Raw genomic sequence first — 22819 nt, 5'->3', positions numbered from 1 at the left:
CCGGCTCACCACGTCACGGGCAGGGCCTCGGGCCCCCGGATCAACGCGCCCTTCCTGAAGGGCACTCGCTCCGGGGACACCGCGAGCCGCAGATTCGGCACCCGGTCAAGCAGGGCGTCCACCAGCAGCTCCGCTTCCAGCCGGGCCAACTGGCCGCCCGGGCAGTGGTGCGGGCCGAAGCCGAACGTTACATGCGGGTTCGGACTGCGCGTGAGGTCGATCGTCCCGGGGTCGGGGAAGACGTCCGGGTCGCGGTTGGCGGCCAGGTACGACACGTAGACCGCGTCGCCCGCCCGGATCCGCACCCCCTTGATCTCCACGTCCTCCAGGGCGATCCGGGACAGCCCGACCGCGTTGCGGTGCGGGATGTAGCGCAGCAGCTCGTCGATGGCCCGAGGGCGGATCCGCCGGTCCGCGCGCAGCCGGTCGGCCAGCTCGGGACGGGTCAGCAGGATGTAGAACATCTGCCCGCTGTTGCTGGTGACCGCCTGGCCGCCGATCTGGAGGAGGATCGCGAGCCCCACGGCCTCCGCCAGGGCGATCTCACGGCCTGCCACGGCGGTCCCGAGCAGCGAGGCGATGTCCTCCCCGGCGCTGTCCGCGCGGGCGTCGAGGAGCTCGGCGAAGTATGTGCCCATCTCCTCCTTGGCCTGCTCGCTGACGGCGCCGCCGTGCGCGGAGGACAGGATCTGCCGGGTCCAGGCGTGCATCCCCTGCCGGTCCGCGACCGGCACCCCCATCAGCTCGCAGATCACCGCGATCGGGAACGGGCTGAGCACCTCGGCGGTCAGGTCGGCGGGCGGGCCGTTGGCGAGCAGGTCGTCGACCAGTTCGTCCAGCATCCGGCGGGCGCTGTCCCGCACCCGCTCGACACCGGGCGCGGTGAGGGCGGGGGCGACCGCGCGGCGCAGCCGGGTGTGGTCGGGCGGGTCCAGGAAGCCGACCGCGTCGCGGGCCGGGATGAAGTGCGGGGCCAGCCGGGTGATCTGCCGGTCGATGACCGCCTCGCGGCCGAACCGGGGGTCGTTGGTGACCGTCCGCACGTCGTCCATGCGGGTCACCAGCCACGCCCAGCCCTCGCCGTCGGGCAGCTCGATACGGGTGACCGGGCCCTGCTCCACCAGCTCGGAGAGCACCGGGTCGAAGGCCACGCCCGTCAGGTCGAACGCCGGCCAGTGCCAGAGCGGCGGCACCCTCCCGGTGCGTGCCTCCTCGACGAGCGTCTCCTCGGTCATGCCCCGCTCCCGGCCTGCCAGTAGCCGAGCGACATCTCGGCGGTGATGCCGGGACCGAACCCGGCGAGCAGTCCGCGCGCCTGGTCCTCGGTGCTGCCGTCGTCGAACAGCCGGCGCAGCGCGTCCAGGACGACGGCGCTGGCGATGTTGCCGTACTCGGTGAGCGTGGCCCGGCTGAACCGGAACGCGTGCGGCTCGACGTTCAGGAACTTGCTGAGGTCGTCCAGGATGCGCGGGCCACCCGCGTGGATGACGTAGAAGTCCAGGTCGGACGCGTCCCAGCCGTGCAGTCCGGCCAGGTCCCGCAGGGCCGGGGCGAGCGGCTCCATCGTGGTGGGCACCCGCTTGTCCAGCATGAAGTGGAAGCCGGTCGCCCGGACGTCGTAGGCGATCCACTCCTCGGTCTTGGGGATCAGGTACGAGCCGTTGCGCTCCAGCCGGACGCCCGTTCCGCCGGTGCCGCGGACCACGGCCGCGGCGATGCCGTCGCCGAACAGGCCGTTGGAGAGCAGGGAGCCGACGCCGAGGTCGGTGGGCTGGTAGCACAGCGAGCAGAACTCGCAGGCCACGATGAGCGCGTTGGCGTCCGGGTAGGCCGTGCAGAAGTCGTGGGCCCGGTTGATCGCGGCGCCCCCGGCCGCACAGCCCAGCTGGGCTATGGGGAGCTGCCGGGTGGTCGAGTCGAACTCCATCTCGTTGATCAGCCACGCGGTGAGCGAGGGCATCATGAAGCCCGTGCACGACACGTAGATGATGACATCGATGTCCCGGGCCAGGAGCTCGGCGTCGTCGAGAGCCCGCTGGATGACCGCGGGGACCCGGGCCTTCGCCTCCTCCTCGTAGAGCTTGTTGCGCTCCTCGAAGCCGGGGTGCTTGAGGGTCTCCTCGATGGGCTGAACGATGTGCCGGGTCCGCACGCCGGTGTTCTCGATCAGCCGGAGGGCCAGGGGGAGCTGCGGGTGGTCCGCGTGGCGGGACCGCGCGAGCTCCAGCGTCTCCTCCATCGTGATCACGTGCTCTGGAACGGACACCGAGGGTCTGCACAAAGTCGCCATGAGCCGTGCCTGCTTTCGCCTTCCGGAAGGCCGGTTGCCCCCCGGTCAGAGGGTGGTGCACCAGAAGGGTGGTCCATCCACGATCGCCCGAGAGAGCGACGATCTTCTCGCGGAACTACTCCAATCCGGCGACGGCGGACAGGAGCCGGCGGGCTCGCGAGACCCGGTTCCGGAGGACGGGAAACCCGCTCCCGCGGCCGGAAAGCGCCTGTTCACAGCCTTGTGGTCGCGTTCCGTCACGGGCCCCGCGGCCTGCTCCACCCGCCACCCACCACAGGAAGATCGAAGCCGCGCCTCCTGGGCCGCCGGGGGCGGGCGTCGGCGTCAGCCTTCAGGAGTACGGCGCCGGCCCGCACGGAGGTAGCAGCCGTCCATGCCGAGCCGGCGCCGCGGGCGCCGCGCAGGCGCACGGCAGGGCTCCGTGTCTCGGGGCGGGGCGGGGCGGGGCGGGGCCGAGGCGGGGCCGGGGACGGGAAAGGCGGCACGGGGGGCTTGGCGGCCGTGCTGAAGCGCCTGCCGGGTCACGGCAGCCGACCTCGTGCCACGTCGGCCCCGTCAGTCCGGTTGGCCCCGTCGCTCCGGTCGGCCCCGTCGGCCCGTCCGTACCGTCGGTCCGGTCAGCCGGAGGCGGTTCCGCTGCTGTGGGCGATGCAGGCCACGTCGATGCGGTCGGCCAGCTTGGCCAGCTCGATGGTCAGCGCGGCCACCGTATCCTCGTCGAGACCCTCCTGGCCGGCCTCCACCAGCCGCAGCCACCGCCCGCCGACCGTGCGCAACAGCTTGCTCACGTCGGCCGCGGCCACCTGCAAGGTACCGCGGTCGTCGACGATCAGAGGGAGAGTCACTTCGCGGTTCACAAAGGGGATCGTAGCCGTGGAAGGCTCACGCCCCGTGCCACACGGTGGTGATGTTGCAGAACTCGCGGATTCCGTGCCCGGACAGCTCACGTCCGTACCCCGACCGCTTCACACCTCCGAACGGGAACGCGGGGTGCGAGGCGGTCATCCCGTTGAAGTACACCCCGCCCGCCTCCAGGTCCCGTACGAACCGTTCCACCTCGGTCTCGTCCTCGGTCCAGACGTTGGAACTCAGGCCGAAGAGCGAGTCGTTGGCGATGAGCACCGCCTCGTCGAGGTCGGCCGCCCGGTACAGCGTGGCCACCGGACCGAACGCCTCCTCGCGGTGGATGCGCATCTCGCGGGTGATGCCGGACAGCACGGTCGGCGGGTAGTACCAGCCGGGCCGGTCGGGCCGTTCGCCACCGCACATCACATGGGCCCCGCCGCGCCGGGCGTCGTCGACGAGCTCCTCCAGGTCCGCGCGGCCCCGCTCACTGGACAGCGGTCCGACCTCGGTGTCCTCCTGCAACGGGTCGCCGATCCGCAGCGCCCTCATACCGGCGGTGAAACGCTCGGCGAAGGCGTCGTAGACGTCCGTGTGCACGATGAACCGCTTGGCGGCGATGCAGGACTGGCCGTTGTTCTGCACGCGCGCGGTCACCGCGACCCCGGCGGCCCGGTCGATGTCGGCGGACGGCATCACGATGAACGGGTCGCTGCCGCCCAGCTCCATCACCGTCTTCTTGATCATCTCCCCGGCGGTGGACGCCACCGCCCGCCCGGCCGGCTCGCTGCCGGTCAGGGTGGCCGCCTTCACGCGCTCGTCGCGCAGGATGTCGTCGACCGCTCCGGAGCCGATGAGCAGGGTCTGGAAACAGCCCTCGGCGAAGCCTGCCCGGTGGAACAGGTCCTCCAGGTACAGGGCCGTCTGCGGCACGTTGGAGGCGTGCTTGAGCAGGCCGACGTTGCCGGCCATCAGGGCGGGCGCGGCGAAGCGGATCACCTGCCACAGCGGGAAGTTCCAGGGCATGACGGCCAGCACGGGTCCGAGCGGCCGGTAGCGGACCAGGGCGCGGGAGGCCCCGGAGTCCTTCACGTCCGACTCGGCGGGCCGCTCGTCGGCGAGGAGTTCCTCGGCGTGCTCGGCGTACCAGCGCATCGCCCTGGCGCACTTCGCGGCCTCCGCGCGGGCCTGCTTGACCGGCTTGCCCATCTCCGTGGTCATGACACGGGCGATCTCCTCCTGGTCCTCGTCGAGGAGGGCGGCGGCCCTGTTCATCAGCCGTGCGCGCTCGGCGAAGGCCGTCGTCCGGTACGTACGGAACGTGGCCTGCGCGAGCTGGAGCCGGCGCTCGATCTCCTCCTCGCCCATGGCCTCGTACGTCTTGAGCGTCTCGCCGTTGGCCGGGTTCACCGTGGCGATGGACATGGCTGACCTCCCCGGGGAGCGGGCTGTGATTCGACCTTCCCGCGCCGCGGTGCCGATCGCAACGCGTGAGGTCCTCGTCAGAGCGAGTGCTCGGCCAGGCGGTCCAGAAACGCGGTCTGGGCCGTGACGATCACCTCGCGGGCCCGGTCCAGACCGAGCCAGGCCACCCGGTCGAGCTCCGGGAACTCCTGGGTGCGTCCGGACCGCGGCGGCCACTCCATGGTGAACGTGCCGGGGACGATCGCCGCCGGGTCGAGGTCGCCCTCGATCGCCCAGGCGGTGACGGTCTTGCCGTTCGTCTGCCGGACCTCGCCCAACGGCACGGCCTCCCCGTCCGGCGGCGGCAGCCCCAGCTCCTCCCGGAACTCGCGGCGGGCCGCCTCCCACGCGGGTTCCTCCGGGTCGTACTCGCCCTTCGGCACCGTCCACGCCCCCGCCTCCCGCCGGGCGAAGAAGGGGCCGCCCATGTGTCCGAGGAGCACCTCCAGGCCGTCGCCGGAGCGCCGGTACAGCAGCAGGCCGGCACTGCGCCGACCCCGCCGGGCGCTCATGGCGCGATCTCCGGGTGCGCGGCCAGCAGCGTCGCGACGCTGTCGGCGTCCTCGGGCCGCTTGTCCTCGCGGTAGCGCACGACCCGGGCGAAGCGGAGGGTCACGCCCGCGGGGTAGCGGGTGGACCGCTGCAGGCCGTCGTAGGCGATCTCGACGACGAGTTCGGGACGTACGGTCACCACCCAGCCGTCGTCCTCGACGGCGAGCCGGCGCAGCCGCTCGGTCTGCCAGGCCAGCATCGCGTCCGTCATGCCCTTGAACGTCTTGCCGAGCATCGCGAAGCCGCCGTCGGCGGTGCGTGCGCCCAGGTGCAGGTTGGAGAGCTTGCCGGTGCGGCGGCCGTGGCCCCACTCGGCGGCCAGGACCACCAGGTCCAGGGTGTGCACGGGCTTCACCTTGAGCCAGGACGCGCCTCGCCGGCCCGCGCTGTAGCCGGCGTCGAGGGCCTTGACGACCACGCCCTCGTGGCCGCGCCGCAGTGTTTCGGCCAGGAACCGTTCGGCCTCGCCCACGTCGTCCGGTCCGGACACCAGGGTGCGCCTGACCCGCATCGGCTCCGGCACCAGACGGGCCAGCTCGGCGTGGCGCTCGGTCAGCGGCAGGTCGAGCAGGCCGCGGTCGCCGACCGACAGCGCGTCGAAGAAGACGGGGGAGACGGGGACCGCCTCGGCGGCCGTGGCCACGTCGACGCGCGAGCCCACGCGGCCGGCGGTCTCCTGGAACGAGCGCGGCCGCCCGTCCGCCCCGAAGGAGATGACCTCGCCATCCAGGATGAACCGCTCGCCGTTCAACTCCCGGGCAGCCGCCGTCAGTTCCGGAAGCCGGTCGGTGATGTCGTCCAGGGTGCGGGTGTGCACCCGTACGGTGTCGCCGTCCCGGTGGACCTGGACCCGGATGCCGTCGAGTTTCTCCTCGACGGCGCACGCGCCGAGCCTGTCGACCGCCTCGGCCACCGAGGAGGCGCTGTGCGCCAGCATCGGCAGGACCGGGCGGCCGACGGTGAGCCGGAAGCGCTCCAGCGCCGGCGGGCCGTCCGCGAGCAGGGCCTGGGCCACGGTCTGCAACGATCCGGCCAGCATCACCGCCCGCCGCACGTCCGCCGGAGGCGCGCCCGTCGCCCCGGCCAGCGCCTCGACGGCGATGGCGTCCAGCGCCCCCTGCCGGACCTCGCCGGTGAGCAGCCCCAGCAGGAACCGTTGCTCGTCCTCGGTCGCCGCGCCCATCAACTCACCGACGATCCGGGAGCGTTCCGCCTGCGATCCGGTGCCGGAGACCTTGCCGAGCTCGCTCAGCCGGGCGTCCACCTCGCGCACGGTGAGAGACGCCTCCGCGGCCGGGGCGACCCGGCGGCCGAGCACCTTCCAGCCCACCCCGAGCCGCCCCTGCGGCAGCCGGCCCGCCAGGTACGGAATGACGACCGGCACATCCTCCGCCCCCGCCTCCCGGAACAACTCCGCAAGCAGAACGATCTTCCGAGACCGAGCCGAGGCAGCAGCAACCTCCCGCGAAACCCGAGCCAACCGCGCGAGCAACATGCAGCCATGGTGCAACGCGGGACGCCGTCCTACACCCGGGCGCCGCCTTGCACGTGGGCGGCGCCCTGCACTCGGGCGCCCCCTATACCCGGGCCGTGCTCCCCGCCGCCACCGCCGCGTCGAGGTCGGTGAACAGCAACTCGCCGTTGATCGCGGCGCCGGCGCGGTAGCCGCGGCTGGCTGCGTTGATCACCTGTTCGGCGAAGCCGCTCGCGTTTCCGGCTGACCACAGGCCCGGGACGGTTGTCAGGCCTCGTTCGTCGATCACCGGGAAGGCGCCGAACGGCGTCTCGCGGAGTTCGGCGCCCAGTTGCTGGAGGAGGTCGGTCTGCGGCAGCGCGCGCGGTGCGACGAAGACCGCCTCGCGGGCGTGCGTCGCGCCGTCGGCGAGGCGCACCCCGGTCAGCCGGTCCGCCTCGACCACGACCTCGGCCACCTCGCCGGGCACCACGTGGACGCCGGCCGCGGCCAGTCGGCGCAGGTCTTCGTCGTTCAGCTCGTCCTCGGCGACCCGGTGCAGGAAGAGCGTCACGTCCTTGGACCACTGGGTCACCATCAGCGCCTGGTGGACGCTCAGCGGGGTCGTGGCGAGCACGCCGAAGGCCTGGTCGCGCACCTCCCAGCCGTGGCAGTACGGGCAGTGCAGGACGTCGCGGCCGAAGCGTTCGGCGAGGCCCGGGACCGCCGGGAGCTCGTCCTTCAGGCCGGTGGCGACGACCATCTGCCGGGCGTGGACCGTGCGCCCTCCGGCCAGCGTCACGTCGAACTCACCGTCGGCGTCCCGGACGGCCTCCACCGCCCGGTCCCGGACCAGTTCGACCCCGTACCGCTCGATCTCCTCGCGGCCGGCGGCGAGGAACCGCTCCGGGGACATGCCGTCCCGGGACAGGAAGCCCTGCATGTGCGCGGACGGCGCGTTGCGCGGCTCGCCCGCGTCGACGACCAGCGTGCGCCGCCGGGCCCGGCCGAGGACCAGCGCGGCGGACAGGCCCGCCGCGCCGCCTCCGACGACGACGGCCTCGTACTTCTCGGCCGGCTCGGTCTTCTCACTCTTCTCGGTCATGGTGACCACCTCCACCGAGAAGGTCGTCCGTCCGGTGCCGGATTGACAAACGTATTTGCCGGTTCGGCAACCAAGGCAGCAGTATCGAGGTATGAGCATCGAGGACGTTCTGGCCGACGTGGGCCCCCGGCTGCGCCGGATACGCAAGGAACGGGAGGTCACCCTCGCCGCCCTCGCGGAGGCGACCGGGATCTCCGTCAGCACCCTGTCGCGCCTGGAGGCGGGCCTGCGCAAGCCCAGTCTGGAGCTGCTGCTGCCGATCGCCCAGGCCCATCGGATGCCGCTGGACGAACTGGTCGGAGCCCCTCCGGTGCGCGATCCGCGGGTTCGGGCCGAGCCGATCGTGCGCGGCGGCCGCACCCACTGGCCGCTGACCCGGCAGCCGGGCGGCCTTCAGGCGTTCAAGGTGCTGGAACCGCGCCGCAGGCTCGAACCGGACCCGCGGACCCACGAGGGCTACGAGTGGCTGTACGTGCTGTCCGGCAGGCTGCGGCTGGTCCTCGGCGGGCACGACGTGGTGCTCACGGCCGGTGAGGCGGCGGAGTTCGACACGCGCGTACCGCACTGGTTCGGGTCGACGGGGGAGGGGCCGGTGGAGTTCCTGAGCCTGTTCGGGCCGCAGGGCGAGCGCATGCACGTACGGGCACGGCCGGCGCGCGGTGGCGAGGACGGCTGACCACGGGGTGTTTCCCGATAGGCAAGCGACTGCTTAGTATGCGATCGACCCCGGTCAGACGACACGACGACGCGGTCCCCCTGGAGGCGGCGCATGCAGGCATGGCGAGTGCACGACAACGGCGAGCCGGGCAAGGTGATGCGGCTGGAGGAGACCGAGCCGCCCGTCCCGGGCGAGGGCCGGATCCTGCTCAAGGTGCGTGCCGCCAACATCAACTTCCCGGACGCGCTGCTGTGCCGCGGCCAGTACCAGGTCAGGCCGCCGCTGCCCTTCACCCCGGGCGTGGAGATCTGCGGCGAGACGGAGGACGGCCGCCGGGTGATTGCCAACCCGGAGCTGCCGCACGGCGGTTTCGCCGAGTACGCGGTCGCCGCCACCGACGCGGTACTGCCCGCCCCCGACGCGCTGGACGACGCCGAGGCGGCCGCCCTGCACATCGGCTACCAGACGGGCTGGTTCGGCCTGCACCGCCGGGCGCGCCTGGAGGCCGGCGAGACCCTGCTCGTCCACGCCGCCGCCGGAGGCGTCGGCAGTGCGGCGGTGCAGCTCGGCAAGGCGGCCGGTGCCCGGGTCATCGGTGTCGCCGGCGGTGCCGGGAAGGCCGCCGTGGCCCGCGAGCTGGGCTGCGACGTGGTGATCGACCGGCACACCGAAGACGTCGTCGCCGCCGTGAAGGAGGCCACCGGCGGCCGGGGCGCGGACGTGGTCTACGACCCGGTCGGCGGCACGGCCTACGCCCAGTCCGCCAAGGCCGTCGCCTTCGAGGGCCGGATCCTCGTCGTCGGCTTCGCCGGCGGGACCATCCCCAGCCCGGCGCTGAACCACGCACTCGTCAAGAACTACTCGATCGTCGGCCTGCACTGGGGCCTGTACAACACCAAGAACCCCGAGCTGGTCCGGCACTGCCACGAGCAGCTCACCGACCTGGCCGCCCGGGGCGCGATCAAGCCGCTGGTGAGCGAGCGGGTGCCGCTGGCCGGGGCCGCGGCAGCCGTCCAGCGGGTTGCCGACGGAGCCACCACCGGCCGCGTCGCCGTGGTGCCCGCCCTGGAGAACGGAGCCGCCGCATGACCGACGCCGACGAACTGCGCCGCCGCACCGACGAGTTGCTGGCCGCGTACCCGCCGGCCACCACCGGCACGCTCGACTTCCTCAGGGCCCGTTTCGACGCCGGGCTCGCCTGGGTGCACTACCCGCAAGGCCTCGGCGGGCTCGGCGCCGCCCGCTCCCTCCAGGCCGTCGTGGACTCCGAGTTGGCGGCCGCGGGCGCCCCGGACAACGACCCGCGCCGCATCGGCATCGGTCTCGGCATGGCCGCGCCGACCATCCTGCGCCACGGCACCGAGGAGCAGAAGCGGCGCTTCCTCAGGCCGCTGTGGACCGGGGAGGAGGTCTGGTGCCAGCTGTTCAGCGAACCGGGCGCAGGATCCGACCTGGCCGCCCTCGGCACCCGGGCGGTCCGCGACGGCGACACCTGGGTGGTCGGCGGCCAGAAGGTGTGGACCTCCAGCGCGCACCTGGCCCGCTGGGCCATCCTCATCGCCCGCACCGACCCTGACCTGCCCAAGCACCAGGGCATCACCTACTTCCTCTGCGACATGACCGACCCCGGCGTCGAGGTGCGGCCGCTGCGCCAGATCACCGGAGAGGCCGAGTTCAACGAGGTCTTCCTGACGGGCGTGCGCATCCCCGACTCCCACCGCCTCGGCGACGTCGGCGACGGCTGGCGGGTCGCCCGGACCACGCTCATGAACGAGCGCGTGTCCATCGGCGGCATGCGGCTGCCGCGCGAGGGCGGCATGATCGGCCCCGTGGCGAGGACCTGGCGCGAGCGCCCGGAGCTGCGCACCCACGACCTGCACCAGCGGCTGCTGAAACTGTGGGTGGAGGCCGAGGTCGCCCGCCTGACCGGCGAGCGGCTGCGCCAGCAACTGGCCGCGGGCCAGCCCGACCCCGAGGGCTCCGGCATGAAGCTCGCCTTCGCCCGCCTCAACCAGGAGATCAGCGGCCTGGAGGTCGAACTCCGCGGCGAAGAGGGGCTGCTGTACGACGACTGGACCATGCGCCGTCCCGAACTGGTCGACTTCACCGGCCGCGACGCCGGCTACCGCTATCTGCGCGCCAAGGGCAACAGCATCGAGGGCGGGACCAGCGAGGTCCTGCTGAACATCGTCGCCGAGCGCGTCCTCGGACTGCCCGCCGAGCCACGCACCGACAAGGACGTCGCCTGGAAGGACCTCGCCCGATGAGCACCACGAGCGCCGAACCCGACCTGCTGTACTCGGAGGAGGAAGAGGCGCTGCGCGCCGCCGTCCGGGGCCTGCTCACCGACCACTGTGCCCCGGCGGACGTGATCGCGCGCGCCGAGACGGACGCCCCGCACGACCTCGCGCTGTGGAAGACGCTCGCCGACGGCATGGGCCTGGCCGGTCTGCTGGTGCCCGAGGAGCACGGCGGCCAGGGCGCCACACACCGTGAAGCGGCCGTCGTTCTGGAGGAGTTGGGCCGCGCGGTGGCTCCCGTCCCGTACCTCACCAGCGCCGTGGTCGCCACCGAGGCGCTGCTGGCCTGCGCGGGCGACGACTGCGCCGGGCTCCTGTCCCGCCTGGCGTCCGGTCGTGCGATCGGCGCCCTCGCGGTCGGGCTGCACACCGCGCCGGGCGCCCTCAGGGCCGTACGGCTGGAATCCGGGCTGCTGCACGGGGAGTTGACGGGAATCGCGGACGCGGCGGTCGCCGATGTGCTGCTCGTGCCCGCGGAGGACGGCGCGCTCTACGCCGTCGACGCGGACGACGCCACCATCACCCCGCAGGTGTCGCTGGACCTGACCAGGCCGCTCGCGGCCGTCTCCTTCGACGCCGTACGGGGCCGCCGGCTGGGCGACTCCGGGCCCGCCGTGCACCGGGCGCTGCGGGCCGGCGCGGGACTGCTCGCCTCCGAACAACTCGGCCTCGCCGACTGGACGTTGACCGAGACCGTGCGCTACCTGAAGGAGCGCACTCAGTTCAACCGGCCCGTCGGCGGCTTCCAGGCGCTCAAGCACCGGCTCGCCCAGTTGTGGCTGGAGGTCGCCGGAGTCCGCGCCGCCGCCCGGTCCGCGGCCGACGCGCTCGCCAGGGTGGAGGACGCCGACGTGGCGGTCGCCGTCGCCCAGGCCTACGCGGCGCCCGTCGCCGTCCACGCGGCCGAGGAGGCGCTGCAACTGCATGGCGGCATCGGCATGACCTGGGAGCATCCGGTCCACCTGTACCTGAAGCGGGCCAAGGCGGACTCGATCGCGTACGGCACCGCGGGCGCCCACCGCGAGACGCTGGCCCGGCTGGTCGGCCTCGAAGCGCCCTGACCGCCGGGCCGGGCGTCAGGGGTGCAGGCTGCCGACGATCTGCGCCGTGGCGATCAGGCCCTCGTGAATGGTGGGCGCCATGCTCGTACCCGCCAGGAAGAAGCCGAGCAGGACGCAGACCAGGGCGTGCGAGAACTTCAGCGCGCAGTTGCGCACGAAGATCACCGCAAGGAGCAGAAGCAGCAGCACCACAGAGATGGAAATGGCCATCGTCGTCCTCCTCCGCCACGCCCACTTCGCGGCTTTCGGCCGCAAGTGTGGCGTAGCGGAGGGTCAGGCCGTGCGGGAGACGTGTCCTCCGAACGTGTGGTTCTGCCGCCGTCCCGGAACTGCCCCCTGCGTTTTGGAACGTGATGTCCTGTGCGGGGCTCAGGCCTCGATGACACGGGAGCGGATGAGGAAGCGCACGCCCTCGGGTGCCTCCAGGGAGAAGCCGCTGCCCCGTCCCGGCACCACGTCGACGATGAGCCGGGTGTGGCTCCACACCTCGTACTGGCTGCGCGACATCCAGAACGGAACCGGCCGGTCCACCCCCTCGACCTCCAGTTCCGCGAGCAGCACGTCCGAGCCCCCGGTACGGAACTCGCCGTCCGGGTAGCACATCGGCGCGCTTCCGTCGCAGCAGCCGCCCGACTGGTGGAACATCAGCGGCCCGTGCGCCTCGCTCAGCCGCCGCACCAGGCCGGCCGCCGCGGGGGTGAACTCCACACGCGGGATCTCCTCGTACATCGTCGCCGTCCTTCGCCGCCCCGGAAGAAGAAGCCGGACCCAGACAAGCAGCACGGAGGTTGCGACAAGGTTGCACGGCACGCGTTCCCGGGGGCCTGCCGTACGACGTCGGGCCGCCGTGCCCCCTCGCGACGCGCGCGTACGGGCGATCACTGAGATCCTGAGCGGGAGAAGCGCTGCCCATGACATGACCGGTGGTGGTGAGCGCGGTGTCCGAATGCGGCGACAACAGTCCCGGGCCGACGGCCGCGGGCCTTGATCCCCTGGGGGACCCGTTCCTGCGAACCCGGTTCGCCGTCCCGGTACCGCCGGCCACGTTCCTGCGCCGGCAGCGCCTGCTCGATCACCTGGACCAGGCACTGGCCACACCGCTGACCATGGTCAACGGCGGCGCTGGTGCGGGCAAGACGCTGCTGGTCGCCGACTGGGCCGCCCACCTGGAACGGCCGGTGGCCTGGCTCACCGCGGGCACCACCGACCAGGCACCCGGCGTCTTCTGGGCCTACCTGCTGGAGGCCCTGCGGGCGTGCGGGGCGCACGAGATCCGCGACGTCGGCTGCCCGGCCGAGGCCGGTGTGGTGGACCACGGCCTGCTCGCCCGGCTCGCCGCGCGGCTGAACGGCCGCGACCGGCCCGTGGTCGTCGTCCTCGACGAGTACGACCGGGTGACCGCACCGGAGATCGCCGATCAGCTCGGTTTCGTCCTGCACCACGCCGGACAGGGCATGCACCTGGTCCTCGTCACCCGCACGGAACCGACGCTGCCCCTCCACCGCTACCGCGCGGACGGCACGTTGACCGAGATCAGGGACGCGGAACTGGCCTTCACCCCGGAAGAGGCGAGGACCCTGCTGGAACTGCACGGGCTGCGGCTCGGCCGCGACGCGGCCCGCGCGCTCGTCGAGCGCACCCGGGGCTGGGCGGCGGGCCTGCGGCTGTGCGCCCTGGCGGCGCAGGAGAGCAGCGACCCGGAGACCTACCTCAAGGAGTTCGAGGCCGGACAGAGCACGATCGCCGACTTCCTGCTGGCCGAGGTGCTCAAGAGACAGCCGGCCCCGACCCAGGACCTGCTGCTGCGGGTCAGCGTCCTGGACCGGTTCTGCCCCGACCTCGCCAACGCGCTCGCCGGGCGCCGGGACGCCGAACCCATCCTGGCCGAGCTGCACCGGGCGAACGCGTTCGTGGAGCACCTCGGCCACTCCTGGTACCGCCTCCACCCGCTCTTCGCGGAGATCCTCGCAGCGCACCTGCGGGTGCGGTTCCCCAACCTGGAGACCGAACTGCACCGCAGGGCCGCCGAGTGGCTGCGGCACACCGGGCCGCTGCCCGAGACGCTCGCCCACGGCGCCGCGGCCGGCGACTGGCGGTTCACCGCCCGCGCCCTGGTGGACGACCTCGCGATCGGGGAGTTCTTCACCGGCCTGCGCTCCGGGGACCTGGGCGAGCTGTTCTCGCGGATGCCCCCCGAGACCACCGGCCCCGAGGCCGACCTCGTCCGCGCGGCGCGTGAGCTGTCCGACGGCGACCTCGGCCACGCCCGCCCGCACCTGGAGCACGCCCGTCGAGAACTGGCCCGCGCCGGTGCCGACATGGCGGCGGCCCGGCTCAGCTTCGCCCTCCTGGACACCCTCGCCGCCCGGCTGACCGGCGCCCCGGGCCGGGCCGAACACGCCGCCCGAACGGCGCGGGAGCTGCGACAGGACCTCCCCGCCGAACTCCTGGACAAGCACCCCGAACTCGCCGCCCTGCTGCAGACCCACCTGGGCGCCGCCCGCCTGTGGGCGGGACGCTACGAGGACGCCAGGGCCGCGCTGTCCGCCGCGGCGGCCGGCTCCGACGGGGCCACGGCGCTGCCCCGGGAGGAGTCCCTGAGCCAGCTCGCGCTCATCGACTACCTGACCGGCTGGCCCACGCGCGCGGAACGCAAGGTCCTGGCGGCACTCGCCGACGCGGAACGGTTCAGCCTGGCCGAGCCGACCGGCTCCGGACTCGGCCACCTGGTGCTGGCCGCGGTGGCCGTCGACCGTGACGAACTGGGGGAGGCCCAGGCCCTGCTGGACCGGGCGACGGCTCCGCAGCCGGTGCCGTGGGATCCCGTGGCGGCGGCCGGCCTGGTCATCGCGCGGGCACGGCTCCAACTGGCCCGCGGAGAGGCCGGGGCCGCCCTGGAGACCGCCGAGTCGGCCGTCCCCGCCGCCGTGGCCTCACCCTGGGCCGAAGCTCACACCGCGCTCGTCGTCTCCGCGGCCCACCTCGCCGAGGGCCGCCCCGAGCTGGCCGTGAAGGTGCTGGAGGACGCCGTGGGCCACGACGCCGCCTGCACGGTGGCGGCCGCCCGCGCCCACCTCGCCGCCGGTGACCCCGGCACTGCCCTGGACCTGCTCGACGCGCTTCCCGCCGGGCAGCGCAGCGGTCCCGCCGTCACGGTCCGGGCCCTGCTCGTGCGTGCCGAGGCCACCGGCCGGCAGGGCGACCACGCCACCGCGCGCAGGCTGGCGACCCGCGCGCTGCTGGAGGCCCGCAACGAGCGGCTGCGGCGCCCCTTCCACGAGGCCGGACCGTGGCTGCGCCGCCTGCTGGACACGGACGCGTTCCCCCGGCCGCCGGCCCGCCCGGGTCCCCCGTCCGGGACCGAGCCGGGGACGAGCCGCCCGCCCGCCCTGGTCGTCGACCGGCTCAGCGGCCGTGAGCGGGACGTGCTCCAGCGGCTCGCGCTGATGATGACGACCGAGGAGATCGCCGCGGACCTGTTCGTGTCGGTCAACACCGTCAAGACCCACCTCAAGAGCGTGTACCGCAAGCTCGGCGTCAACCGGCGCAACGAAGCGGTGCACCGGGCCCGCGACCTGCGCCTGCTGTGAACCGCCTGCGACGGGCCCAAACCGACTACACCGGCGGGGTGTACGGGTCCATGCTCGCCGCCTCCGTGGTGGTCGGCGCCGGCGTACCGGAATACTTCCCGCGGCTGCAACTGGCGCTGTTGCTGGTGCTCACCGGTGTGGTGTTCTGGCTCGGGCACGTGCACGCCCAGCTGTTCGGCGCCCGCCTGGCCCAGCGCCACCCGGACCGCGGCACCGTCCTGCAGGTGTGCCGCGACGAGTGGCCGATCGCCCAGGCGGCCCTGCCGCCCGCCCTCGCGCTGGCCGTCAGCCCGCTGTTCGGCCTGGACCTGTCGGGCGGGCTGTGGCTGGCGCTCGCCGTGGCCGTGGCCGGCCAGGTGGGCTGGTCGGCGGCCGCGGCGCGCCGGGCCGGCGCCTCCTGGGGCCTGGTCGCGGGCACGGCGGCGGTCAACCTGGTGATCGGGCTGCTGATCCTCGCGTTCAAGGTCGTCCTCACGCACTGACCCGGGACGCACCCACCCGCCGTATCACCTGCGCCGGGTGAGGCCCGGGCGGCCCGGCCGGGCGGACCCTCGGACAGGGGGCGTGGTACGCCCGTCCCCAGGCCACCGTGGGAGCGGCTGATGCGCTACGAGATCCGCGTCGACGGGCATATGTCGGAGACGCTGACCAAGGCATTCCCGGAGCTGGACCACGTGGTGATGTCCGGTCAGACCGTCCTGTTCGGACCCGTCGTGGACGAGGCGCATCTGTACGGGCTGCTGGCCCGCTGCCAGTCGCTGGGCCTTCGGGTCCTGGAGATGCGCCGCATCCCGGAGTGAGCTACCCGGACGGCCGGTCGCGGTGCTGCTGGCGCAGACCCGCCTGGATGGCACCCGTCAGCACGCGCGCCGCGACCCCCACGAGCAGCAGCCCGCCGGTCATCTGGAGCATGGCCAGCACCCGCCCCGTCTGCGACCGCGCCGTGATGTCGCCGTACCCGACGGTGGTGAACGTGGTCAGCGCGAAGTACAGGGCGTCCGTCCTGGTCAGCGGCTCGGTGAAGGAGCTGGGGTCGGAGTGGTCCAGGAGGTAGTAGGCGCCGGCGAACAGCAGCAGGAAGAGCGGAAGCGTGATCGCCAGCGCCTCCACGGCCTTCAGCCGGGGGTACGGCGAGCGGGCGATGGCCCACACCTCCCACGCGAAGAGCACCGCGACCCCGACCAGCCCCAGCCCGAGCAGGATCACCGTCGTGGCCGAGGCCCGGCCGTCCAGCGGCAGCAGGTAGTACGCCGTCACCAGACCGGCCGTGACGAGCACCGAGCGAGCGAGCACCAGGACGGCCGCCGACCGGGGCACATGCTGCTCGCGGTCCCGTCGCGGCGGGCGCCTCCCCGCGGTGTCCGGGGTGCGAGGAGCTGCCGAGTCGCTCATCTCGTGTCCCTCCGGTTCCGCTGTCCGGGAAACGCGCGCACAGGTCCGCATCCAGATCAACGCGGCAGCGCGAGAGACGGATCACCCCCCATGGGTGACCCGTGGGGCACCCACCCGCGGGACGCTGGCGTACGGGTCCCCGCACACCGTCCCGTCGGCGGTCCGGCAGCGACCTGCAACCGATCCCCGCGAGGAGGAGCCATGACCGTATCGCGTGGTTCGGCATCGCATGCCGGAACGGAACACAGGCCCGGCGGGACGGGCCCCCACCCGGACGGCGACCCCGCCGACATGCTGGCGGGCCTCGGCAGTTCGTGGTCCTGGCTCCTGGGCTCGGCGCTGGCGACGCTGGTGCCGGGGATCATCGTGCTCGCCTGGCCGAACGAGACCCTGCACGTCCTGGCGATCGTGGTCGGGCTGTACCTGCTCGTGACCGGCGCGTTCCGGTTCGTCGCCGCGTTCTCCCGGGAGGAGCACGGCGAGCGCCTCCCGCGGCTGCTGGTCGCGGTGCTGTTCGTCCTCGCCGGGGTGCTGTGCCTGAGGCACCCGTTGCAGACGATCGCCGCGCTCTCGCTGATCGTCGGGATCGTCTGGCTGCTGTCCGGCATGCTCACCGCCTACACGGCGCTCGCCTTCCGGAGCCTGCCCCACCGCGGCGTCCTCCTCGGCGCGGCGGCGCTCGGCATCGTCGCGGGCATCGTGGTGCTGGCGCTGCCCACGCAGTCGGCCCTGGTGCTGACCCGGCTGCTCGGCCTGTGGCTCGTGCTGCTCGGCCTGGTCGAACTGGGCGTCGCCTTCGCCTGGCGGTCGGCGCTGCACAGGGCCGCCACGGGGGCCCCGTCGGGGCCCGCGGCCACGGTCTGAGCCCCCTCGTACGCCGCCCGCACGCCGGTCCGGGGGAGCACGCCCGCCGTCCAGCCCTCGGCCGTCCAGTCCTCGGCCGGGCGGTCCCCGCACGAGCGGTTCACGCCGTGTGCACGCCGTGTGGCGCGCTGCGCCGCACGCGACGACCAAGGAGAATCCATGGCCCCCGCCGACGCCCCCGTCCCGCCGGCCCCGGGCGGCGCCGGGGAGCCCCGGCGCTCCCTGACCCCCGCGGAGTACGCCGAGTACGAACGGCTCCGCCGGACCGCCGCGGTCAAGCACCGGAGGCTGCGCCGGGCGGGCGCCACGGTCCTGCTGGTGGTGACACTGGTGTTCGCCCCCCTGGCCCTCGTCGCGGCCTGGGTGCACGACACGGTCGGCGACACGGACCGCTACGTCCAGACGGTCACACCCCTGGCCCACGAACCGGCCGTGCAGAACGCCGTGACCGACCGGCTGACCAAGCGAGTCGTCGACAACATCGACGTGAACGCGGTGACCGCGGCGCTGACCGACGCCCTCAGGAAGTCCGGGGCCCCGCCGCGCGTCGTCGACAACTCCACCGTGCTGACCGGCCCGCTGCGCAGCGCCGTCACCGACGTGGTGCACCGTGTCGTCCAGCGCGTCATCACCAGCGACGCCTTCGAAGAGGTCTGGGTGACCGCCAACCGGCGGGCGCAGACGGCGCTGATGAACGTCCTCACCGGAAACCAGAAGGGCGCCGTACGGGCCCAGGGCGACACCGTGCAACTGGACATCGGGGTCGTCGTCGACCAGGTCAAGCACGAGCTGGAGCGCGCCGGCTTCCGGAAGGCCTCGGTCATACCCGCACCCGACCGTTCGATCACGCTGTTCAGGACCGAGAAGCTGAGCAAGGCCCAGGACGCCATGCGGCTGCTCGACATCGTCGGCGTCTGGCTGCCCGTCGTGACCATCGTGCTCGCCGCGCTGACCGTGTGGACGGCTCCGTCGCACCGGCTGATGTTGCAGGTCACGGCCATCGGCGTGGGCGTGATGATGATCGTCCTGCTCATCGCCCTGGCCGTGGCCCGCCGGGTCTACCTCGGCTCCGTCCCACCGACCACCCTGCCCCCGGACGCCGCCGCGGTCATCTACGACACCCTGGTGCGGTTCCTCCGCGACAGCGCGCGCACCCTCCTGGTCGTCGCCGTGATCACGGCGCTGGCCGCCTACCTGTACGGCCCAGGACGCGCGGCTCACGGGGTGCGGACGCTGGCCCGGCGGAGCACCGGCGCCGCCGGTGAGGCACTCGGTCGCGCCGGAGTGCACACCGGCACGGCCGGACACTGGCTGGACGCCCACCGGAAGTGGACCACCGGCGTCGTCATCGCGGCAGGCGCTCTCGCCCTGGTGCTCTGGAACCACCCCACGGTCGCGGTCGTCGCACTCGTCCTGTGCGTCGTCCTCGCCGTCCTGATCCTCCTGGCCGTCCTCGCCTCCGCCACGGGTCCCGCCGACTCCGCGGGATCCGGCGGCGTACGCCCCGCGACGTCCTGAGCCCCCGAGCCCCGGGGCCGCGCGGCGCGGGACCGCGGCGGTGCCGCACGGTCACCCGCATCGGGTGAGGCGCCCGGGCCTTGCCGTACGCACGCTGTCAGAGGGCAGACAGCGCACCCGGGCACAGGCCCGGGACGGAGAAGAGAAATGAGCACGCAGATGAACCTCGCGTACGACTACCCGCTGCTGAGCGCGTTCTGGACGATGCTCTGGTTCTTCCTGTGGATCATGTGGTTCGTCCTGCTCTTCCGGGTCATCCTCGACATCTTCCGCGACGACGGGCTGAACGGCTGGGCCAAGGCCGGGTGGCTGGTGTTCTGCATCGTGCTGCCGTTCCTCGGCGTCCTCGTCTACGTCATCGCCCGCGGCAAGAGCATGGGCCGCCGGGAGATCGCGCAGGCGCGGGAGCAGCAGGAGGCCTTCAACGCCTACATCCGGCGGACCGCGGCAGGCGGCGGGGGCGGGTCCAAGGTCGACGAACTCGCCCGGCTGTCCGACCTGCGCGCCCGTGGAGACATCACCGACGAGGAGTTCGCCCGGGCCAAGGAGATGATCCTGACCAGCGGCGTCCCCGAGGGGCGCGCCACCTCCGTGACCTCCACCCCCGAGAGCCCCGACAGCTCCGTCAGCTCCACTCCCGGCCGTCGATGAACACGCCGGACGAGACGAAACGAGGGAGAAGATGACCGCGACCCACACCGCACGGCCGCATCCGGCGAAGCAGGCATGGGCCACCGGCCTGACGGCCTTCGCCGCCGTCATGCTGATGATCGCCGGAGTGCTCGACATCTTCCGCGGGATCATGGGCATCGCCCAGGACGACGTCTTCGTCACCACGCGCAACTACGTCTTCCAGTACGACCTCACCGGCTGGGGCTGGATCCACCTCGTCCTCGGGGTGCTCGCCGTGATCGTCAGCATCGGGCTGTTCCAGACGGCGATGTGGGCGCGCGTGGCCGGTGTGACGATCGCCGGGCTGATCATCCTCTCCAACTTCCTGTCCCTGCCGTACTACCCGGTCTGGGCGGTCGTGATGATCGCGTTCTCCGGGTTCATCATCTGGGCCCTGTGCGTGCTGCGGCCCGAGGAGTCCCCGGCCTCTCCCACCACCGCCGCGTCCTCCACACCCTCCACCTCCTCCACTCCCTCCTCCACCACCGGAACCGCCCCGCCCCGCAACCCGTGAGGGGCCCGGCGAGCCGACCGGCACGGCTCGGGCGAGCACATCGCCCGGGCCGCGCCGACGCGCGCCGGGAGACGCTGGGCCCGCCAGTGCCCCGGAGCAGCGGGGGAGGGCTTCGACAGGCGATCGTGTCGGGAGTGGTCGTACCCTGGGCGGAGGGTGTGCCTCACCCCTGTCGGATGTGTCCGCCGCGAGCCCGAGGAGGTGAACGGGATGAGTCCCTGCAGTAGTAGTCCCAGCTCCCATTCCGTCGCACCCGAGGCGTCCGGCGGGCACCGTACCGCCGCCTGACGGCCTGCCTCGACTCGAGGTGCCGCGCGGCGATCGTGTTCGCCGCCGGTGCGCTGAGGGTGCCGATCAGGCGGAGGTGCCTCATGACGATCACCATCACACTGCCCCGGCTCTCTGTGCCCGCCGTGACCGAGCGCGGTCTGCGGCTTCTGCTGCCGGCCGCCGAACCGGCGCTCCTCGCACTGGCCGACCTCTGCGGTGTCGGAACGCCGGTACGTCTGCTGGGGCTCGGCATCAAGCTCGTCCGGTCGCCCACGCAGGACTGATCCGGCCCGGGGGCGGACCGACCAGCCGCAGGCTGCCGGTCGGTCCGCCCCCGGGATGCGGCGCCCATACCGGCGCGTAGCGTGGAAAGGGCGACGCAGGAAACTCAAGAGACCAGGCGGGAGTGATTCTCGTGGGTACAGCACCGGAGACCCTGCAGAAAGCCGAACTGACGGAGGAGCAGGAACGCGCCAGTGAGCGTCAGTGGTTCCTCGATGCCGACACCGGCGAGCTGAAGCCGGAGGAGGATTCCGACCGCGACGAGCAGACCGGGCCCGGCCCGGTTCGCGTGGCTCGCTGGACCTTCGATTGACCGCTCCGCCCGAGGACCGCGTCTGGGCACGCCACCACCGGCGTACGGGAGCGGTGCTGATCGTCGGCGCGGGAGCGGTCGGCGGATTCCTCGCCGAGGAACTCGCCCGGATCGGATTCAGCCCGCTCCGGCTGGTCGACCCCGACACGCTCGCGGTGGAGAACCTGATCCGCCACCCACTCGGTGCCCCCGCCCTGGGACGGCCCAAAGCCCTGGCACTGGCTGCCAAGATCCGTCGCGACTTCCCCTCTTGCGACGCCACCGGCCATCACACGGACTTCCTCGCGTTGCCTGCGGACGAGCAGCGGTCGCTGGTGGGCGGCGCGGACGTGGTGGTGGCGGCGACCGACTCCGCCGTGTGCCAGCGCCACGTCAACCACGTGGCCCTCGCGGTCGGCACGCCCGCGGTGTATCCGGCGGTCTGGGTGGACCCCAGGATCCGTGACGCCGAGGTCGGCGAGATCCTGTGGGTGCTCCCCGGCAGGCGCACACCCTGTTACGAGTGCGCGGTGGCCTTCCGGCAGGGGACCGCCGACACCCAGGCGGCCCGCGGTGCCCGGGTGGACATCCAACTCGTCGCCCTGGCCACGGCCCAGGTCGTGACCGCGCTGGCACACCCCGACGACGACCGCTCGGCGATCCTCGATCATCAGCGCAACGCCATCTACCTGCACGGGCTGACGCCCACCTCGCCCGGTGTCCGGGCCACCTTCCCCACCACGGGGCTGAGCAGCCGGAACGTCCGGGTCCCCTTCCCGTCCCGGCCCTGCGCCGCCTGCCACGGCTGGCGCCATGTGACCTCCTCCCCGGCATTGGCCGCCGAGGGAACGGGCGCGCGGCCCGGCGAGGACGGGGGACGCTGCTGGCCCGTCTTCGCCGCCGTCGTGCTGTGCATCGTGGTCCTGTTCATCGTCTCGGTCGTCCACGGCAAGCCCATGTAGGGCCGGCGACGCCGAGCGTGCGCGTGGTGCCCCTATTTATGACTGCTCGGCGGTAGGCCCGGAACCGGGGGGCGGTTCGAGCCCGGTCACCGCGTACTCGATCCGGACGTCGTCGGCCAGTTTCAGCGCACCCAGGAACGCGCTGTACGGCTTGATCCCCCAGGTGGACTGGGTGACGGTGGCCCAGCCGCACACCATTCCGTCCCCGTCGCCGCCCCCGTGCACGGTCACCGGATGGCTCCGGCCCTTGATCGTGAGGTCACCCGTGATCTCGAAGGACTCCGGCGTTCCCGTGACGCTCGTGGAGCGGAAGGCGATGACGGGGTGCTGCGCCGTGTGCAGCAGGCCCTCGCCCTCCAGCAGGCGTTTGATCTCCGCCTTGTCGCCGTCGGTGAGGGGCTTGAGCCCGCCCGTCCCCTCCCGGACCGTCAACGATCCCGCCTCGACCGTCACGGTCACCGACGACTTCCCGGGATCACCCGTGACGACCACCGCCTCCCCGGACCACCGGGTGGCTTCGAGCGTGAGGTCGTGCCCCGCCTTCCGCCCGAGCCCGGCGCGGCTGGTCCTGATCAGCAGCCGACCGGTCGGCGATCCGAATCCGTACGTTCCCTCACTCAGCACCACAACCTCCAGCACACCTCACCCTGCTCCTGTGTCGGCTCCGGCCGTGGTGCTCGCGGGTTCGGCGGGGCCGGGTTCGACGAAGCTGTACGGCGGTAGTGGGCCGTTGACGC

General features: G+C 72.9%; 24 protein-coding genes and 2 pseudogenes. 14 read left to right on the top strand and 12 right to left on the bottom strand.

Going from position 1 to position 22819, the window contains the following annotated elements; all coding sequences use genetic code 11:
* Window positions 1–5 precede the first annotated feature (5 nt).
* The 7 genes and pseudogenes from ACIQFZ_RS37690 to ACIQFZ_RS37660 all read right to left on the bottom strand — a co-directional run bounded on the left by ACIQFZ_RS37690 (window position 6) and on the right by ACIQFZ_RS37660 (window position 7707).
* Entirely contained in the window at window positions 6–1235 is a 1230-nt protein-coding gene (locus ACIQFZ_RS37690) for a cytochrome P450 (protein WP_365778358.1), read from the bottom strand.
* Window positions 1232–2299, bottom strand: a pseudogene (locus tag ACIQFZ_RS37685) (type III polyketide synthase); the annotation flags it as partial. The gene ACIQFZ_RS37690 and the pseudogene ACIQFZ_RS37685, both read right to left, overlap by 4 nt.
* A gap of 608 nt (window positions 2300–2907) precedes the next feature.
* Entirely contained in the window at window positions 2908–3147 is a 240-nt protein-coding gene (locus ACIQFZ_RS37680; RefSeq protein WP_141363213.1) for a DUF6213 family protein, read from the bottom strand.
* Window positions 3148–3172: 25 nt separating this feature from the next.
* Entirely contained in the window at window positions 3173–4558 is a 1386-nt protein-coding gene (locus tag ACIQFZ_RS37675; RefSeq protein WP_365421839.1) for an NADP-dependent succinic semialdehyde dehydrogenase, read from the bottom strand.
* A 77-nt stretch (window positions 4559–4635) separates the two neighbouring features.
* Window positions 4636–5109 (bottom strand): NUDIX domain-containing protein, encoded by a 474-nt coding sequence (locus ACIQFZ_RS37670; protein WP_365421836.1) that lies wholly within the window; start codon window positions 5107–5109, stop codon window positions 4636–4638.
* A complete protein-coding gene (locus ACIQFZ_RS37665) occupies window positions 5106–6644 on the bottom strand; it encodes an ATP-dependent DNA ligase (protein WP_402693361.1) in 1539 nt (512 codons plus the stop codon). The genes ACIQFZ_RS37670 and ACIQFZ_RS37665 overlap by 4 nt, the downstream gene beginning before the upstream one ends.
* Window positions 6645–6726: 82 nt before the next feature.
* A complete protein-coding gene (locus ACIQFZ_RS37660) occupies window positions 6727–7707 on the bottom strand; it encodes an NAD(P)/FAD-dependent oxidoreductase (protein ID WP_383061279.1) in 981 nt (326 codons plus the stop codon).
* A gap of 91 nt (window positions 7708–7798) precedes the next feature.
* Here ACIQFZ_RS37660 and ACIQFZ_RS37655 point away from each other — a divergent pair, with 91 nt between their 5' ends.
* From ACIQFZ_RS37655 to ACIQFZ_RS37640, 4 genes are all read left to right on the top strand, one after another.
* Window positions 7799–8383 (top strand): XRE family transcriptional regulator, encoded by a 585-nt coding sequence (locus ACIQFZ_RS37655; protein ID WP_361414656.1) that lies wholly within the window; start codon window positions 7799–7801, stop codon window positions 8381–8383.
* A 93-nt stretch (window positions 8384–8476) separates the two neighbouring features.
* Window positions 8477–9454, top strand: a complete 978-nt coding sequence (locus ACIQFZ_RS37650; protein WP_402693360.1) for an NADPH:quinone oxidoreductase family protein — start codon at window positions 8477–8479, stop codon at window positions 9452–9454.
* Window positions 9451–10632: an acyl-CoA dehydrogenase family protein gene (locus ACIQFZ_RS37645; protein ID WP_402693359.1), complete on the top strand. Its 1182-nt coding sequence runs from the start codon at window positions 9451–9453 to the stop codon at window positions 10630–10632. Before ACIQFZ_RS37650 ends, ACIQFZ_RS37645 begins: the two co-directional genes overlap by 4 nt.
* Complete coding sequence (locus ACIQFZ_RS37640) at window positions 10629–11726, top strand: acyl-CoA dehydrogenase family protein (RefSeq protein ID WP_402693358.1); 1098 nt, start codon at window positions 10629–10631, stop codon at window positions 11724–11726. The genes ACIQFZ_RS37645 and ACIQFZ_RS37640 overlap by 4 nt, the downstream gene beginning before the upstream one ends.
* Window positions 11727–11741: 15 nt before the next feature.
* On the opposite strand, the gene ACIQFZ_RS37635 is transcribed toward ACIQFZ_RS37640, so the two are convergent.
* A complete protein-coding gene (locus tag ACIQFZ_RS37635; RefSeq protein ID WP_361414650.1) occupies window positions 11742–11936 on the bottom strand; it encodes a hypothetical protein in 195 nt (64 codons plus the stop codon).
* A 159-nt stretch (window positions 11937–12095) separates the two neighbouring features.
* A complete protein-coding gene (locus tag ACIQFZ_RS37630) occupies window positions 12096–12455 on the bottom strand; it encodes a DUF779 domain-containing protein (RefSeq protein ID WP_361414648.1) in 360 nt (119 codons plus the stop codon).
* A gap of 209 nt (window positions 12456–12664) precedes the next feature.
* Between ACIQFZ_RS37630 and ACIQFZ_RS37625 the strand changes: the two genes are divergently transcribed.
* The 3 genes from ACIQFZ_RS37625 to ACIQFZ_RS37615 all read left to right on the top strand — a co-directional run bounded on the left by ACIQFZ_RS37625 (window position 12665) and on the right by ACIQFZ_RS37615 (window position 16116).
* The gene (locus tag ACIQFZ_RS37625) at window positions 12665–15316 is read left to right on the top strand and encodes a LuxR C-terminal-related transcriptional regulator (protein WP_383061286.1); all 2652 of its coding nucleotides are present in this window, start codon (window positions 12665–12667) and stop codon (window positions 15314–15316) included.
* A 50-nt stretch (window positions 15317–15366) separates the two neighbouring features.
* Window positions 15367–15798, top strand: coding sequence for a hypothetical protein (locus tag ACIQFZ_RS37620; RefSeq protein ID WP_365421859.1), 432 nt, complete (start codon window positions 15367–15369; stop codon window positions 15796–15798).
* Between the two features lie 120 nt (window positions 15799–15918).
* A complete protein-coding gene (locus ACIQFZ_RS37615; RefSeq protein WP_358731557.1) occupies window positions 15919–16116 on the top strand; it encodes a hypothetical protein in 198 nt (65 codons plus the stop codon).
* Between the two features lies 1 nt (window position 16117).
* Here ACIQFZ_RS37615 and ACIQFZ_RS37610 read toward each other — a convergent pair whose 3' ends face one another.
* On the bottom strand, window positions 16118–16708 hold the full coding sequence (locus ACIQFZ_RS37610) for a potassium channel family protein (RefSeq protein WP_402693357.1): 591 nt from the start codon (window positions 16706–16708) through the stop codon (window positions 16118–16120).
* 201 nt (window positions 16709–16909) lie between these two features.
* Between ACIQFZ_RS37610 and ACIQFZ_RS37605 the strand changes: the two genes are divergently transcribed.
* The 7 genes from ACIQFZ_RS37605 to ACIQFZ_RS37575 all read left to right on the top strand — a co-directional run bounded on the left by ACIQFZ_RS37605 (window position 16910) and on the right by ACIQFZ_RS37575 (window position 22082).
* A complete protein-coding gene (locus ACIQFZ_RS37605) occupies window positions 16910–17572 on the top strand; it encodes an HdeD family acid-resistance protein (protein ID WP_402693356.1) in 663 nt (220 codons plus the stop codon).
* Window positions 17573–17731: 159 nt separating this feature from the next.
* The gene (locus ACIQFZ_RS37600) at window positions 17732–19090 is read left to right on the top strand and encodes a hypothetical protein (RefSeq protein ID WP_402693355.1); all 1359 of its coding nucleotides are present in this window, start codon (window positions 17732–17734) and stop codon (window positions 19088–19090) included.
* Between the two features lie 147 nt (window positions 19091–19237).
* Window positions 19238–19741, top strand: coding sequence for an SHOCT domain-containing protein (locus ACIQFZ_RS37595; RefSeq protein ID WP_365421800.1), 504 nt, complete (start codon window positions 19238–19240; stop codon window positions 19739–19741).
* Between the two features lie 31 nt (window positions 19742–19772).
* Window positions 19773–20276, top strand: coding sequence for a hypothetical protein (locus ACIQFZ_RS37590; protein ID WP_402693354.1), 504 nt, complete (start codon window positions 19773–19775; stop codon window positions 20274–20276).
* A gap of 371 nt (window positions 20277–20647) precedes the next feature.
* On the top strand, window positions 20648–20830 hold the full coding sequence (locus tag ACIQFZ_RS37585; protein WP_365778370.1) for a GNAT family acetyltransferase: 183 nt from the start codon (window positions 20648–20650) through the stop codon (window positions 20828–20830).
* 131 nt (window positions 20831–20961) lie between these two features.
* Window positions 20962–21141, top strand: a complete 180-nt coding sequence (locus tag ACIQFZ_RS37580; RefSeq protein ID WP_365778372.1) for a hypothetical protein — start codon at window positions 20962–20964, stop codon at window positions 21139–21141.
* Window positions 21138–22082, top strand: coding sequence for a HesA/MoeB/ThiF family protein (locus tag ACIQFZ_RS37575; RefSeq protein WP_402693353.1), 945 nt, complete (start codon window positions 21138–21140; stop codon window positions 22080–22082). The genes ACIQFZ_RS37580 and ACIQFZ_RS37575 overlap by 4 nt, the downstream gene beginning before the upstream one ends.
* 36 nt (window positions 22083–22118) lie before the next feature.
* On the opposite strand, the gene ACIQFZ_RS37570 is transcribed toward ACIQFZ_RS37575, so the two are convergent.
* Window positions 22119–22721 carry a YceI family protein gene (locus tag ACIQFZ_RS37570; RefSeq protein ID WP_365778376.1) on the bottom strand — a complete coding sequence of 201 codons (603 nt, stop codon included), beginning with the start codon at window positions 22719–22721 and terminating at the stop codon, window positions 22119–22121.
* A gap of 3 nt (window positions 22722–22724) precedes the next feature.
* Window positions 22725–22819 (bottom strand): annotated as a pseudogene (locus ACIQFZ_RS37565) (gas vesicle protein); the annotation flags it as partial.

This window comes from Streptomyces sp. NPDC093064, from assembly GCF_044754605.1.
GTDB lineage: Bacteria > Actinomycetota > Actinomycetes > Streptomycetales > Streptomycetaceae > Streptomyces.
The sequence above is the reverse complement of the archived record's forward strand: the minus strand, read 5'-3'. Positions and strand labels throughout refer to the sequence as shown.